The organism is Halomonas sp. R57-5, assembly GCF_900070345.1.
GTDB lineage: Bacteria > Pseudomonadota > Gammaproteobacteria > Pseudomonadales > Halomonadaceae > Vreelandella > Vreelandella ventosae_B.
This window is the reverse complement of sequence record NZ_LN813019.1, coordinates 2,238,024-2,250,539: the sequence shown is the minus strand read 5'-3', so window position 1 is coordinate 2,250,539 and position 12,516 is coordinate 2,238,024. Positions and strand designations below refer to the sequence as shown.

Annotated in this window: 14 protein-coding genes; 2 read left to right on the top strand and 12 right to left on the bottom strand. The window is 53.7% G+C overall.

The genetic code is table 11. The features are described from left to right. Positions 1-80 precede the first annotated feature (80 nt). Positions 81-218, bottom strand: coding sequence for a hypothetical protein (locus tag HALO_RS23210; protein WP_169331552.1), 138 nt, complete (start codon positions 216-218; stop codon positions 81-83). Positions 219-435: 217 nt separating this feature from the next. On the opposite strand from HALO_RS23210, the gene HALO_RS10260 reads away from it, so the two are divergent. Next, positions 436-1,623, top strand: a complete 1,188-nt coding sequence (locus HALO_RS10260; protein ID WP_050713394.1) for a DEAD/DEAH box helicase — start codon at positions 436-438, stop codon at positions 1,621-1,623. Between the two features lie 62 nt (positions 1,624-1,685). On the opposite strand, the gene rho is transcribed toward HALO_RS10260, so the two are convergent. The 8 genes from rho to HALO_RS10215 form a co-directional block, all read right to left on the bottom strand. Beyond that, positions 1,686-2,642: a transcription termination factor Rho gene (gene rho, locus HALO_RS10255; protein ID WP_050713393.1), complete on the bottom strand. Its 957-nt coding sequence runs from the start codon at positions 2,640-2,642 to the stop codon at positions 1,686-1,688. Between the two features lie 669 nt (positions 2,643-3,311). Further along, positions 3,312-4,166: a hypothetical protein gene (locus HALO_RS10245; protein WP_197671992.1), complete on the bottom strand. Its 855-nt coding sequence runs from the start codon at positions 4,164-4,166 to the stop codon at positions 3,312-3,314. Between the two features lie 40 nt (positions 4,167-4,206). Then, entirely contained in the window at positions 4,207-5,385 is a 1,179-nt protein-coding gene (locus tag HALO_RS10240) for a ComEA family DNA-binding protein (RefSeq protein WP_035579986.1), read from the bottom strand. A 510-nt stretch (positions 5,386-5,895) separates the two neighbouring features. After that, positions 5,896-6,336 (bottom strand): YtoQ family protein, encoded by a 441-nt coding sequence (locus tag HALO_RS10235; protein WP_035579989.1) that lies wholly within the window; start codon positions 6,334-6,336, stop codon positions 5,896-5,898. A gap of 70 nt (positions 6,337-6,406) precedes the next feature. Beyond that, the gene (gene cobF / locus HALO_RS10230; protein WP_035579992.1) at positions 6,407-7,171 is read right to left on the bottom strand and encodes a precorrin-6A synthase (deacetylating); all 765 of its coding nucleotides are present in this window, start codon (positions 7,169-7,171) and stop codon (positions 6,407-6,409) included. After that, positions 7,168-7,971: a precorrin-4 C(11)-methyltransferase gene (cobM, locus tag HALO_RS10225; RefSeq protein WP_035579995.1), complete on the bottom strand. Its 804-nt coding sequence runs from the start codon at positions 7,969-7,971 to the stop codon at positions 7,168-7,170. Before cobM ends, cobF begins: the two co-directional genes overlap by 4 nt. Beyond that, a complete protein-coding gene (locus tag HALO_RS10220) occupies positions 7,968-8,363 on the bottom strand; it encodes a cobalamin biosynthesis protein (RefSeq protein ID WP_035579998.1) in 396 nt (131 codons plus the stop codon). Before HALO_RS10220 ends, cobM begins: the two co-directional genes overlap by 4 nt. Further along, positions 8,360-9,568: a bifunctional cobalt-precorrin-7 (C(5))-methyltransferase/cobalt-precorrin-6B (C(15))-methyltransferase gene (locus HALO_RS10215; protein WP_050713392.1), complete on the bottom strand. Its 1,209-nt coding sequence runs from the start codon at positions 9,566-9,568 to the stop codon at positions 8,360-8,362. Before HALO_RS10215 ends, HALO_RS10220 begins: the two co-directional genes overlap by 4 nt. On the opposite strand from HALO_RS10215, the gene HALO_RS10210 reads away from it, so the two are divergent. Further along, positions 9,567-10,304, top strand: a complete 738-nt coding sequence (locus HALO_RS10210; protein WP_050713391.1) for a cobalt-precorrin-6A reductase — start codon at positions 9,567-9,569, stop codon at positions 10,302-10,304. The genes HALO_RS10215 and HALO_RS10210 overlap by 2 nt on opposite strands. Here the strand turns inward: HALO_RS10210 and cobJ are convergent. Genes cobJ through HALO_RS10195 form a run of 3 tightly spaced genes read right to left on the bottom strand, consistent with a single transcriptional unit; the run spans position 10,301 to position 12,398 of the window. Beyond that, the gene (gene cobJ, locus HALO_RS10205; protein WP_035580004.1) at positions 10,301-11,050 is read right to left on the bottom strand and encodes a precorrin-3B C(17)-methyltransferase; all 750 of its coding nucleotides are present in this window, start codon (positions 11,048-11,050) and stop codon (positions 10,301-10,303) included. The genes HALO_RS10210 and cobJ overlap by 4 nt on opposite strands. Further along, positions 11,047-11,772 (bottom strand): precorrin-2 C(20)-methyltransferase, encoded by a 726-nt coding sequence (cobI, locus tag HALO_RS10200; RefSeq protein WP_035580007.1) that lies wholly within the window; start codon positions 11,770-11,772, stop codon positions 11,047-11,049. The genes cobJ and cobI overlap by 4 nt, the downstream gene beginning before the upstream one ends. Then, on the bottom strand, positions 11,769-12,398 hold the full coding sequence (locus tag HALO_RS10195; RefSeq protein WP_035580010.1) for a precorrin-8X methylmutase: 630 nt from the start codon (positions 12,396-12,398) through the stop codon (positions 11,769-11,771). Before HALO_RS10195 ends, cobI begins: the two co-directional genes overlap by 4 nt. Positions 12,399-12,516: the final 118 nt, after the last annotated feature.

Sequence of the window (12,516 nt, the reverse complement as noted above, 5' to 3'; positions counted from 1 at the left end):
ATGGTGCAAGGAACAAGCGCGAAACGACCTAAATAATTGAATTTAATTGAATTTTTATTTCGCTCACTCACGATCTAACTTCAATTACCCTGAGACTCCACTTTCGCCAATTTCTTCTCTAGCTTAACAACTTTAGAAAATGAAATGATGCCAAAAACAAACCCCAAGATGCCCATCGACATTCCCATAATTCCAAAAATGAATCCTATATCGCCCATGTTATCTCTCCAATTTTAAAGCTAATTCTGACCAATATTAGCGTACTATAAAGCATCACTTACCATTCATTTAATGAATGCCTTTAATTTCATCACAAAAGCCGCCTCAGCACTATGAAGCTAATTGCCCTGTTCGAGCAACGAGCGGCTGCTTTTACGCTATACTGCATCATTTTTCATTTTCGACACACCTTACGACCATCGGTCAGAGCTCCTAATGCCATTTTCAAAACTAGGATTATCCAGTCCTCTTGTTCAAGCGATTACCGAACTAGGTTACAACACGCCAACGCCCATTCAGGAACAAGCGATTCCTGCCATTCTCTCGGGTAACGACTTAATCGCCACCGCACAAACAGGCACAGGTAAAACCGCTGCATTTGTTCTTCCTCTGCTAGAGCGATTCAGTAACGCGGGCACGTTACGTGGCAAGCGGATACGTGCGCTGATTCTCGTGCCGMCCCGTGAGCTAGCGGTTCAGGKCGAAGCCAATGTGGCTCAATACGCTAAACACACGCACCTAACCTCGATGGCGGTGTATGGCGGTGTGGATACCGAAGCTCAAAAAGAACGCCTGATCAAAGGGGTGGATATTCTGGTCGCCACCCCGGGCAGATTGCTCGATTTGGCGCATCAGCGTGCGCTGCATTTTGACGAACTTAAAGTCATGGTACTGGACGAAGCGGACAGAATGGTCGACATGGGGTTTGCCGACGATATCCATAAAATCATAGATCGCCTGCCTGAAGACCGTCAGAACCTACTGTTTTCGGCCACCATCACAGACGACGTTCGCGCCCTCGCCTACGATTTTTCGGATCGTCAGATGACCGATCTGGCGGCTGAAATATCCATTTCTCCCAACGTCCGCGCCGCCGCTAATGTCAAACAATGGCTCATCACCGTCGATAAAGACACGAAATCCGCCTTGTTGAGCCACTTGATCAACGAACAAAAGTGGGATCAGGCGCTTATTTTTACCGAGAAAAAACACAATGCAGCCAAGCTTGTTGCTCAACTGGAAAAACGCGGCATCACTGCGGATTCCATTCATGGCGATAGAAGCCAAGCGATGCGCGAAAAGATTCTGGCTCAGTTCAAAACCGGCGAATTAAAGTACTTGGTCGCCACGGGGGTTGCCGCGCGAGGTTTGGATATTGGCGAACTGAGCCGTGTGGTGAATTATGATTTACCCTTTAAGCCAGAAGAGTACATCCACCGCATTGGCCGAACCGGCCGCGCGGGCGCCTCAGGGGAAGCCATCTCTTTAGTCGACATGAGTGACTTTAAAAACCTTTGTGCCATTGAAAGGCGCTTAAAAAGTATTATTGAGCGCAAAGAGATTGCAGGTTTTCCGGTTCGAAAAGCAGTGCCTGAATCAAACTTGAATTTCAGTAAAAAGTAATCGTTAAAACTTACCCAAGAAGCTCACCTTTTAAAAGGGTGGGCTTCTTTATTATCTATATTTCACGAATCTGGCAAAAACGCATCTAATAGCTCGGCATTAGTGGGATATTTATCCAATAACTCAAGTAACTTCTGCGCGCCTTCTACTGGCTTAAGCGTTGTCAAACCTCTACGCAATGTTCTTACTTTTTCAATATCTTTTGCATCAATCAAAAGCTCTTCGCGACGGGTACTGCTTTTGGCAATATCGATTGCAGGGAAAATCCGTTGATTGGCCACATCCCGGGATAACACCAGTTCCATATTGCCCGTGCCCTTGAACTCCTCGAAAATCACCTGATCCATACGGCTTCCCGTATCCACCAGCACGGTGGCCAGAATGGTGAGCGATCCGCCGTTTTCGATCTTTCTCGCGGCGCCAAACAATTTCCGGGGTATTTCCATCGCTCGGCTATCCAGCCCACCCGACATAGTGCGACCATTACCTCGCTGCTCGGCATTATGAACGCGCGAGAGTCTGGTCAAAGAATCGATCACAATCATCACATTATGGCCGTCGCCTGCTTGCCTACGCGCCGTCTCAAGAAGCTTATCGGCCATACGCACATGGTGTGTGTAGCTTTCATCTGAAGACGATGCATGTACTTCTGCCGATACACTGCGCTTAAAATCGGTCACTTCTTCCGGGCGCTCATCAATCAGCAAGGCATACAGCTTTATGTCAGGATGAGCTTCTGCTACGGCCTGACAGATATGTTTTAACATCGTCGTTTTGCCAGAGCCCGGCGGCGCCACAATCAACCCTCGCTGCCCCATCCCAATGGGCGTAATCAGATCCATCGCCCGCACAGTACGCTGCTGAGAGCCAGGCTCTAAATAAATGCGTGGGGAAGGATGAATAGCGACGCCATTTAGAAAACGTTTTTCGGGATCATTAGGGAATTGATCTTCAACGTCGTCGGCGGGCTTGGCATCTATCTCTCTTTTCGCCTTCAAACCTAGTGTTTTTCTCGTCATAATATCGATGGATCGCCTTGAATAATTTGAATTTATAGAATAACTGCAGCGCTTTGAAATGATATTTATCTTGCGGGTAGCGACCCGGTGCTTCTGGATAAGGCAGAAGGCAATCAAACGCAAGTGCGTAGACAATAATAGCCACCAAGCCTTAATCTACACGAATGAACCACTTGGATTTGATACGCCCTAAGTCACGACAGGTGTTTTTTCAAATCTTTTTTTTGAATCCAGCACCACGGCATCCTACTCACTCCTAAAAAATACAACCCGATGCCAGAAAGGCCAGCCCTGCTCCATGCGCCATTTGATTGCTAAAAACGCTTTGTCTGGCAGGCTTTCCCAGGTGTCGAATGGCGCCTCCGTGTGTGCAAATGTTATACCCAACGCACATAAGAGCTTACGAACGTGCTTATTGTCTGACCAAAGCGCTGTGTCTTCGGCTTAAATACCCAGGGGGTTTGCTGTCTCTTTCACCTGAGCATAGATAATGCCTGCAAGCACCGCGCATGCTGCGATGCCACAGTCGGATATTTCTTTTGGATGACGAGGTTCATTTGATTGTCAATGCCTAGCCTAGGGGCGCAAACATGTGTAMAAAAATAGCGGAGCCGCCCACATGTTTGCGCCCCTGTAACCAAAGTTAACGACTACACCGCCTTGTTAGTGCTACACCTTATGGTCAATTTCCTTGAATTCTTTGTTATCATTTAGTGTAAGGCCAGTACGATCATAACTTACAAAAGAAAAATCAGACTTCCCTTTAAGCCCTTTGATTTCCGACTCCACTACAGTTTTCATTTCTTTTTCTATAGCGCTATGAACCTTAAACATTTCTTCATTTGTTTCTTTGATGGTTTTCTCTAATGCTTCCATAGAAGCTCCGAGAACAGGTAACCTAGATAGCTCATTCCACATGTAGTTTTTAAGGAATGACACTAGAAAGTCCCAAGCGCTATTCAAAGAAAAGTAAGATCCATCGCGATTTTGCTTCAATGTTGAAATAACCTTGCCCAGAGACTTCATCATAGTTAAGCTGTCTATTTCGCCGCTAGACTGTATTTCTTCAAGTATACTTATAATTTCATCAAACAACTCAGGAAGACGACTTTCAGATTTATAGTATTCGTAGATAGAATCAAAGTCAAAAGGTTTCTCATTAGAATTTTCAAACTGCCATCTATGCTCCTTTATCTTTGACAGATTATCTATTAAGTGCTTTATTAAGTGTTGCTGATTCCAAGATTTATTGTGGAAATGATTTAATCCTTGAATTAATCCAGATAACCAGTCTGGTCGATCCGACTTTGAAATTGTGGATTGAAGATCTTGGGCAGTTTTAAGCGTTTCTTCAGAAATTTTAGCTTTCTGCGAGGCATTTTCCCCAACTAATGAATTGACTAATCGGTCTAAAGATTCGCATAATTCGCGATGCTTTTCTTTAACGAACCGCATAAAAACAATGACGCTTTCATTGGTACTMAAAAATATTTCTCCTATAGCACTAATGCCCGCATAAATCACGCGAGGTACGAGCGTCGATTTTGACGCATTTATTATACAATCAATCCTCAATGATAAACTCTTGCTTTATTTTTTGAATTATCTTAGGGCCGACACCTCCAACTTTGGCAAGAGAAGCACAGTCCAAACCACCTTCTTTTATTCTATGCTTGAAAATTTCTTTTGCTATATTTCTATTTACACCTAAAAGAGCTTCAAGTTCGTCGATAGTAGCCAGATTAATATCTTTCTTATTGTTTGGTTGTGGTTTTTCTTCTAAATAATCTAAAATATCTGCAATCATTAGGTAGGTATGAAAAACTGCCTTGGTGGCTTCGAGCTGACCTAGTTCTGCATGTACACCTTTATTGGAAATTTTATTTATATTCTCCAGCCATGAACCCATGAAATCCACATGAGCCTTTGCAAGCTCTCTATTGCTTTTGGACTCTATAGACGTGTCCATAAAGAACCAGATTCTATTCACATATTGAGCTTGCCCTAGCGACCTACCCTTATCCTTGTCATTCGTAGCAGGATAAAGCTGGTCAGCTAATCCCTCAATGAGTCTGCGACAAGTAGTAAGCGCTTGAGACCATTCTTCTTCTTTTCCAGTTGATACAGATTTGAATGCAAGCATAAGCTGCTCAGCTATGACAGGATTCAAGTCTAGTAGCTTGTCGTCTACAGCATTTTTTAACAAGTCGAAACAATTACTAACAGTTCCAGAAAATTTAAGCTGCTTGTAGAGAAGAGAGGCAAGCTCGTGAGCTTTCTTTTTTACAAAATTCAAGTGATTGTTTAATGGACTCTTATAGTACGTACCATCATTTCCACTCTTTTGCCTTACAAGGTCAGCATAACGCTCTTCGACAAATCCAATGTTGGCATATCCACCACCTGCGCTATTTAGTTTTATGTTTAATTCTTCATTCGTAAAATGAACTTCGTGGATGAGGCCAAGCTTTCCCAAAGCCTTAATGTGCTTTGAAAGTCCTTCTTGATATTCGCTAGTAGAAGGATCTTGATGCTCTACCAAAAAATCAGCAAGATCTTTTAGCGGCCCCACATATATAGCATCAGCAAGCTGAATGGAACACCACAGTCTTTTCTCGTCATCTCCAACAATGGACGAGGCTCTTTGCAGTTTTTGGATTGCAGAAAGGATGGAGCCTTTGGATGACTCTAGCTCTTTCAGGGCTTCCTCAACGACTTGCAGCGCAATTTTCTTTTCCTGCATATATTTCTCGATTAACTAGCTAGGTTAACGTGATTAAACTGCCCGTTCTGATATTGAATGAATGCGCTGCACTATTCAACATTCTTATCGCGCGCCGAAACACCCCTAACTATCTGATCTTTAAGATATATTAACAACCGTTCGGCTGTATATCCAAAATTCACGTACGCACTTGCTGATCTAACCCTACTCTATTCATAGTAATTTAATTAGGTCTTGTGGGTTTGCAGAAAAAAGTACTGGCGGGGGCTTTGGGCAGCTGGCGCTGCCTTCGCGGGTGCCTTTTGGCTCGTTCCTCGCCAAGCGTTACGCCGCGCTAAAAGTGTGCAATCGTTTGATTTTAAGGGGTTTATAGTGCGTGGTAAGCGAAGTACATTCGCAATAGTGTCCTGGCACTCTATTGGGGTGGATTGTTTATGGGGCGGGGTCTTCGCGCACTGAAGCGCCCTCCCACAACACCGGATCAACACCACTAATGCTGTGGTTGGGTTTGTGGGAGGCGCCTTGGCTTTACGCTTTCAGAACGTAGCGCAGAGTCTCAACGACTTGATCCGTCGTGGTGCACCAGGCGTTAGCTCCGGCATCCACTTCTTTCAGCGGGTGGACGATGTCTTCGCTGTGCAGGGTGATGTAGGGCTTGGCCAGCGCTGCGCAGTAGCCTGCATCGAAGGCGGCGTTCCATTGCTTGTATTTGTCGCCGAAGCGTACGACGACCAGGTCGGCCTGTTCGATCATTGTGCGGGTGCGGATGGCGTTGATCTTGGATGACTGGTGGTCACGCCAGAAGCCATTTTCCGGCTTGCCCAGGTGGTCGCCGGCAGCGTCAGAGGCGGCGTGGTCGGTGACTGGTGCGGTAAACACGATATCCAGGCCCGCGGCCTCGGCGCCGCGCTGGATTTCTTCGCGCCAGTCGGTATGGATCTCGCCGGATAGATAAACGTAAAAGCTCATGGCTATTCCTCAAATACTAGTTGGTCAGTAGCACCATTTTATGGAAAATCATTCCATATTAATACCAGCACTATAGCAGAGGCTGTCTGGCTAGCAGGTAAATATCCATTATCCACCCGTGGGTGTCGCGCAGCTCCGCCCGGCGCTGGATGATCTGGTCGCCGACGTCGCTAAGCCAGCCTTTGATCAAGCACTGTTTATCCATGCCCAGGTAGGCGCCCCACCAAATGTAGGTATCTTCAGGTGGCAGCGTAGTGAAGGCGCCACCGCTATCGAGCATTACCGCTACCGTGGCGGCATCGCTTGGCCAGCCGCGCTCGCGGAGGCGGCGGCCGGTGGTGATGTGTACCGGCTCGGCAAGGGCATTTAACGGGATTTTATGTTCAGCGGTGAGCACTTGCAGGCTGGTGATGCCTGGCACTACCTCTACATCGACCTGCTTACCCGCAGCGCTTAGCCGCTGAGTAATGCGCAGGCTGCTGTCGTAAAGCGAGGGGTCGCCCCACACTAGCATCCCGACCCGCCCACCGTTGGGTAGATGTTCATCGATTTGCTGCGCCCAGACGCCGGCGATGGCTGCGTGCCAGTCGTCCACCGCGCCAAGGTAGTCATTGCGGCCATCACGACTAGGCAGATCGAACTCGACGATCTTAGTGGTCACCGGCGCTTCCAGCAGCCGTTCGCAGAGCAAGCGGCGTAGATCGATAAGATCCGACTTGGCCTCGCCCTTTCGGGGCAGCAGAATCAAATCAGCGTTATTGAGGGCGCGCACGGCGGCCAGGGTGACGTGGTCAAGGTTGCCGGTGCCGATGCCTATGAGCGACAGCGTGATCATGACTCGCTCTCTTGGTCTTGGCTTGCCGTGGCAAAAGGCGAATCCGCCGATTGGGGGCGAAAGCGTCGGTCGTAACCCACGGCGTAGAGGCTGCTCTCCTGGAAGTCGTCGCTCTCAAGCACCGGCCCGACCAGAATTAGCGCGGTGCGCTGCATGGTGTCATCGATCAGCGCTTCTATGCTGGCTAGCCGCCCACGCACTACCCGCTCATCGGGCCAACTTGCCCGCCACACAATCGCCACCGGGCACTGCTCACCGTAGTAAGGCGTCAGGCTTTCCACTACCTGGGCAAGATTATGGATCGAGAGATGAATAGCCAGCGTGGCGCCGGTGCGGGCGAAATTGGCAAGCGTCTCGTCGCTGGGCATGGCGCTGGCCCGGCCCGGCGTGCGGGTGAGCACTACCGACTGGGCGACACCGGGCAGCGTCAGCTCCTGACCTAGGGTTGCCGAGGCTGCCGCGAAGGCTGGCACACCTGGGGTAATGCTGTAGGGAATATCCAGCTCGCGCAGGCGGCGCAGCTGCTCGCCCATGGCTGACCATACCGATAGATCCCCCGAATGCAGCCGGGCGACATCCTGGCTTTCGGCGTGGGCGCGGCTGATCTCCTGCATGATGTCATCCAGCGATAGCGGCGCGGTGTTGATCACCCGCGCCCCAGCCGGGCAGTGTTCGAGGATTTCCTCCGGCACTAATGAACCCGCGTACAGGCACACCGGGCAGGCGGCGATCAGGTCGCGCCCGCGCAGGGTAAGCAGATCCGGTGCGCCGGGGCCTGCGCCAATGAAGTGTACGGTCATTCTGTGATTCCTTCTGGTACTTCTGACAACGCCAGGGCGGCGGTGGCCTGCCTATCCGCTGAGATTACTCTTGGCCCTAGCAACGTCGCCACAGGGCCCGCCGCTAACAGCGCCACGGCCTCGGCCACGCTGCCCGTGCCACGCGCCTGCAAACTATGCGCAGAATGAGTCAGCGTTGTAACTGTCGGTAGCTCAGCGTCCGCCACGGCGATGACTTCAATGTTGCGCATTCGTCCCAGCTCTTCAACTAACGGCAGCATCGAGCGAGCCGCCGCCAGCTTCTCGATAGCACCATACTGGTCGATAAGTTGATCCAACGCCTGACCGAGCGAAGCAAGCGTGGCCTCACTGCGAAAGCCAAATCCCGCTACCCTCAATCCCTGTGCTGTCATCGAACGCCCCGCCACTGAACAATCGGGTAGCTGGCCTTCCAGCCTCGCCGGGTGCCGATGGGGGTGGCGTTGGCAAGTTCCAGACGCAGCAGTTCACCACCTGCTTTTTGTTGCCAGTGCGCCAGCAGCGCTTCGGATTCCAGGGTGACGGCATTGGCGACGACACGCACGCCTTCGGGCAAGCGCTGCCATAAATCGTCTAACAGCGCTTGAGATAGCCCGCCGCCGATAAACACCGCATCCGGCAGCGGCGTATCGTTTAGCGCTTCCAGCGCGCTGCCCTCTTTTACCTCAAGCCAGTCAACACCCAGGTTCTCTGCATTGCGGCGCGCCCGTGCTGCCCGTTCTGCGTTTTGCTCGACACCTACCGCTTGATTATCCGGGTGAGCGAGCAGCCACTCAATGGCGATAGAGCCCGACCCGGTGCCGATATCCCATAGGCACTCGCCGGGCATGGGGGCTAGAGCCGACAGGGTGATGGCGCGAATGGCCTGCTTGGTGATCTGTCCATCGTGGTCATAAAAATGATCTGGCAGGCCGGGCGTCAGCGGCAAGGCGGGGCCGCTGCCTGCTACTTCCACCCCCACCGCGACCGGATGGGCAATATCCTGGGGCAAACTGGCGTCGGCATGACAATGGCGAATGCGCTCGTTATCGCCGCCCAGGGCTTCCAGCACCGTTAGCTGGGAAGCCGCAAAGCCGAATCGGCTAACCAGAGAGGCGAGTTCGGCCACCGCCGCACCGTCTCTTACCAGTACCAGCAAACGCCTACCGGCATGCAAGTAAGGTCGAATGCGGGTCAGCGGTTTGGCGTGCAGGCCCAGGCAGGTGCAGCGCTCCAGCGGCCAGCCTAGGCGGGAGGCTGCCAGACTGAAGGTGGAAGGCGCTGGTAGTGCCATCCACTCATCAGCGTTGAGATGCTGCGCCAGTGTGCTGCCCGCCCCAAACCAGAACGGGTCGTTTGAGACCAGCATGACCACCCCGCGGCCGCGCTGATTGAGCAGTTCAGGAATGCCATCGGCAAAGGGCACCGGCCACTCAATCACCTCGGCGTTTAGGGGCGGCAAAAGGCGTAGGTGGCGGCGCGCGCCGAACACTACCTCGACACTTTCCAGTGCGGCGCGGCTTGCCGCCGTTAGTTCCTGTGTGCCACCCTCCCCCCAACCTAACAGGGTCAGCCAGGGAGTGTTGTTAACCTCAACCATGAACAAGATCCTAATTCTCGGGGGAACCTCGGAGGCCAGCGCTCTGGCCAGTGCGGTTGCCAAGCGCGGGCTTCCCGCCATTTTCAGCTATGCGGGACGTGTTGCCACGCCTAAACCCCAGCCGCTGCCAACCCGCATTGGCGGTTTCGGCGGCGTTAATGGGCTAGCCACGTTTTTAGCCCAGGAGCGCATTACCCACATTGTTGATGCCACCCACCCTTTTGCCGCGCAGATGAGTAGCAACGTGTTAGCCGCAGCGGCACAGTGCGGCGTAAAGGCCGTTGCTCTTACCCGGCCTGCATGGCAGCCAGTTACCGGTGACCAGTGGCAAAGCGTGGCAAGTATTGATGAGGCGGTTAGCGCCCTGGCTGGCCCGCCCCAGCGGGTGTTGCTCGCCATTGGGCGAATGCACCTAAGCGCTTTTGCCGCTGAGCCCCAGCACCATTACGTGCTGCGTTTGGTTGACCGGCCTACCAGCCCGTTACCACTGGCCGATGTCAGCACCGTGATCGATAGAGGCCCCTTTACACTGGAAGGCGATCTCGCCCTGCTGGAAACCCAGCGCATCCAGCACATCGTGTGTAAAAACGCTGGCGGCGAAGGGGCCGCGTCTAAACTCACCGCGGCAAGAACCCTCGGCCTGCCCATTGTGATGATCGAGCGGCCAGCACTGCCACCCCGCCACGAAGTTCATCGCATCGATGACGTTTTTAGCTGGATCAGCGACCACACTTAATCAGCGGAGCGCGGTGTATAAACCAGCGGTGACCCTGCTCGCTCGATCAAGCGCGTCTGCTGGGAACCGACAATCACCAGGGTGCGCATATCGGCCATGTCCGGCGTCGCCTCGCCTAGGGTGGTGACGCGAATCGACTCTTCCGGCGTGGACACCGCCCGGGCAAAGATGATCAGCCTATCCAGCCCGCAGGCTTCCCGCAGTACGCCCAAGGTGCGCTCAAAGCCCGCCGGGCGCGCCTTGGAGCGCGGGTTGTAAAACGCCATAGCGAAGTCGGCCTCAGCAGCCAGGAGCAGGCGCTTTTCAATCAGCGCCCAAGGCTTCAAGTTGTCGGATAGATTAATGCAGCAGAAGTCGTGCCCCAGTGGCGCGCCGACGCTTGCGCTGGCGGCCAGCATGGCGGAAATGCCCGGCAGTACCTGAATATCCAGCGTGCGCCACTGTGCATCGCCCGCTTCCAGCGCCTCGAACACCGCAGCGGCCATGGCAAAGACGCCGGGGTCGCCGGAAGACACCACCACGACCCTATGGCCTTCAAGCGCCAACTGTAGCGCCTGCTCCGCCCGGCGGATCTCTTCGCGGTTATCCGAGCCGTGGCGGACTAATCCATCACGTGGCGCAACCCGGTTAACGTAGGGCACATAGCCCACCACGTCGGTGGCTTCCTGAAGCGCAGCGGTTACCTCGGGGGTAATCATGGCCTCTGAGCCCGGCCCCAGGCCGACGATTTTCAGCCAGCCGCTCATGGCCGCCTCCCGTGGCCATGGATCAGCACAATCGAGAAGTACGGCACGCTCTCGCCCACGTCCGCCAGCGGCAATACCCGTTGTTGCGACATGGCGGCGTACTCGATCAGCCAGGCTTCGCCTTCGCGGCCAGCGTGAACCAGGGCCCGGCGTAACTTGGCCAGGTTGCGGCCAATCTTCATCACCACCAGCGCATCGGTCTGGGCGATGCGCTCGGCCAATGCCTCTTCGGGTAGCGTGGCCATCAGCACGGTCATGATGTCATCGCCCCAGGTAATGGGCTGCCCAGTGGCCGTCCACGCCGCTGACATGCCGGTAATACCCGGCACTACCGAGACCGGCACGCGGTTTAGCAGCCGCGTGTAGAGGTGCATAAAGGAGCCGTAGAAGAACGGGTCGCCTTCGCAGAGCACCACCACATCGCACCCGGCCTCTGCCATCTCGATGAGCTGGGCCACACTGCGTTCGTAGAAAGCCGCCAGCAGCTCATTGTAGCGCGGGTCGTCGAAGGGAATTTCCGTGGTAACCGGGTATTCCATGGGCAGTTCGATGGCGCCGGGCGGGATCATGCCCTCCACGATAGTGCGCGCATGGCCGCAGCGGCCCTTTTTACGAAAATACGCCACGTGGGTCGCCCCGCGTATCAGGCGGTCGGCGCGCACGCTCATCAAGTCTTGGCTGCCGGGGCCCAGCCCAACGCCGTATACCGTTCCCTGGGTCATTCGATGCGATCCGCCATGGCGTTGATGGCCGCAACCGTCACGGCGCTGCCGCCCAGGCGACCGCGGACGATACAGCTGGGCAGCGCCGGGTTAGCCAACAGCGCTTCTTTGGATTCCGCCGCGCCGACAAAGCCTACCGGGCAGCCGATAATCGCCGCTGGGCGCGGGCACGCCGGGTCTTCGAACATATTGAGCAGATGAAACAGCGCGGTGGGTGCATTGCCAATGGCGACCACGGCGCCTTCCAGGTGTGGCCGCCACAGTTCCAGCGCCGCCGCCGAGCGGGTATTGGCCATTTCCTGGGCGAGGCCGGGCGTGCGCTCATCGTTGAGGGTGCAGATGACCTCGTTGTCAGCGGGCAGCCGCTTGCGGGTGATGCCTTCCGAGACCATGCGGGCATCGCAGAGAATCGGTGCGCCCTGCTCCAAGGCGGCGCGGGCGCGATTGACCACGTCGTTTTGAAAATGAATATGCGCGGCCAACTCCACCAGCCCGGCGGCGTGAATCATGCGCACCGCCACGGTCTCTTCTTCCACTGAAAAGCGGCCAAGCTCGGCTTCACTGCGAATAATCGCAAACGACTCCCGGTAAATCGCCGGGCCACTGGTTTCGTACTTATAGGGCACCCAAACTCTCCAAATAAACTAATTCGCTGCTGGTCTGCAAGACACCCGTGCCAGGGCAGGTTTACGCGAGGGCGCTGTGAACCCATCCTTGGGCGCTACTTTTTCCATCCGTGGAAAA

Excerpts from the sequence above, each read along its gene's own strand:
- HALO_RS23210 (WP_169331552.1), bottom strand. The coding sequence starts at position 218 with ATGGGCGATATAGGATTCATTTTTGGAATTATGGGAATGTCGATGGGC.
- rho (WP_050713393.1), bottom strand. The coding sequence starts at position 2,642 with ATGACGAGAAAAACACTAGGTTTGAAGGCGAAAAGAGAGATAGATGCC.
- HALO_RS10240 (WP_035579986.1), bottom strand. The coding sequence starts at position 5,385 with ATGCAGGAAAAGAAAATTGCGCTGCAAGTCGTTGAGGAAGCCCTGAAA.
- HALO_RS10235 (WP_035579989.1), bottom strand. The coding sequence starts at position 6,336 with ATGAGCTTTTACGTTTATCTATCCGGCGAGATCCATACCGACTGGCGC.
- cobF (WP_035579992.1), bottom strand. The coding sequence starts at position 7,171 with ATGATCACGCTGTCGCTCATAGGCATCGGCACCGGCAACCTTGACCAC.
- cobM (WP_035579995.1), bottom strand. The coding sequence starts at position 7,971 with ATGACCGTACACTTCATTGGCGCAGGCCCCGGCGCACCGGATCTGCTT.
- HALO_RS10220 (WP_035579998.1), bottom strand. The coding sequence starts at position 8,363 with ATGACAGCACAGGGATTGAGGGTAGCGGGATTTGGCTTTCGCAGTGAG.
- HALO_RS10210 (WP_050713391.1), top strand. The coding sequence starts at position 9,567 with ATGAACAAGATCCTAATTCTCGGGGGAACCTCGGAGGCCAGCGCTCTG.
- HALO_RS10215 (WP_050713392.1), bottom strand. The coding sequence starts at position 9,568 with ATGGTTGAGGTTAACAACACTCCCTGGCTGACCCTGTTAGGTTGGGGG.
- cobJ (WP_035580004.1), bottom strand. The coding sequence starts at position 11,050 with ATGAGCGGCTGGCTGAAAATCGTCGGCCTGGGGCCGGGCTCAGAGGCC.
- cobI (WP_035580007.1), bottom strand. The coding sequence starts at position 11,772 with ATGACCCAGGGAACGGTATACGGCGTTGGGCTGGGCCCCGGCAGCCAA.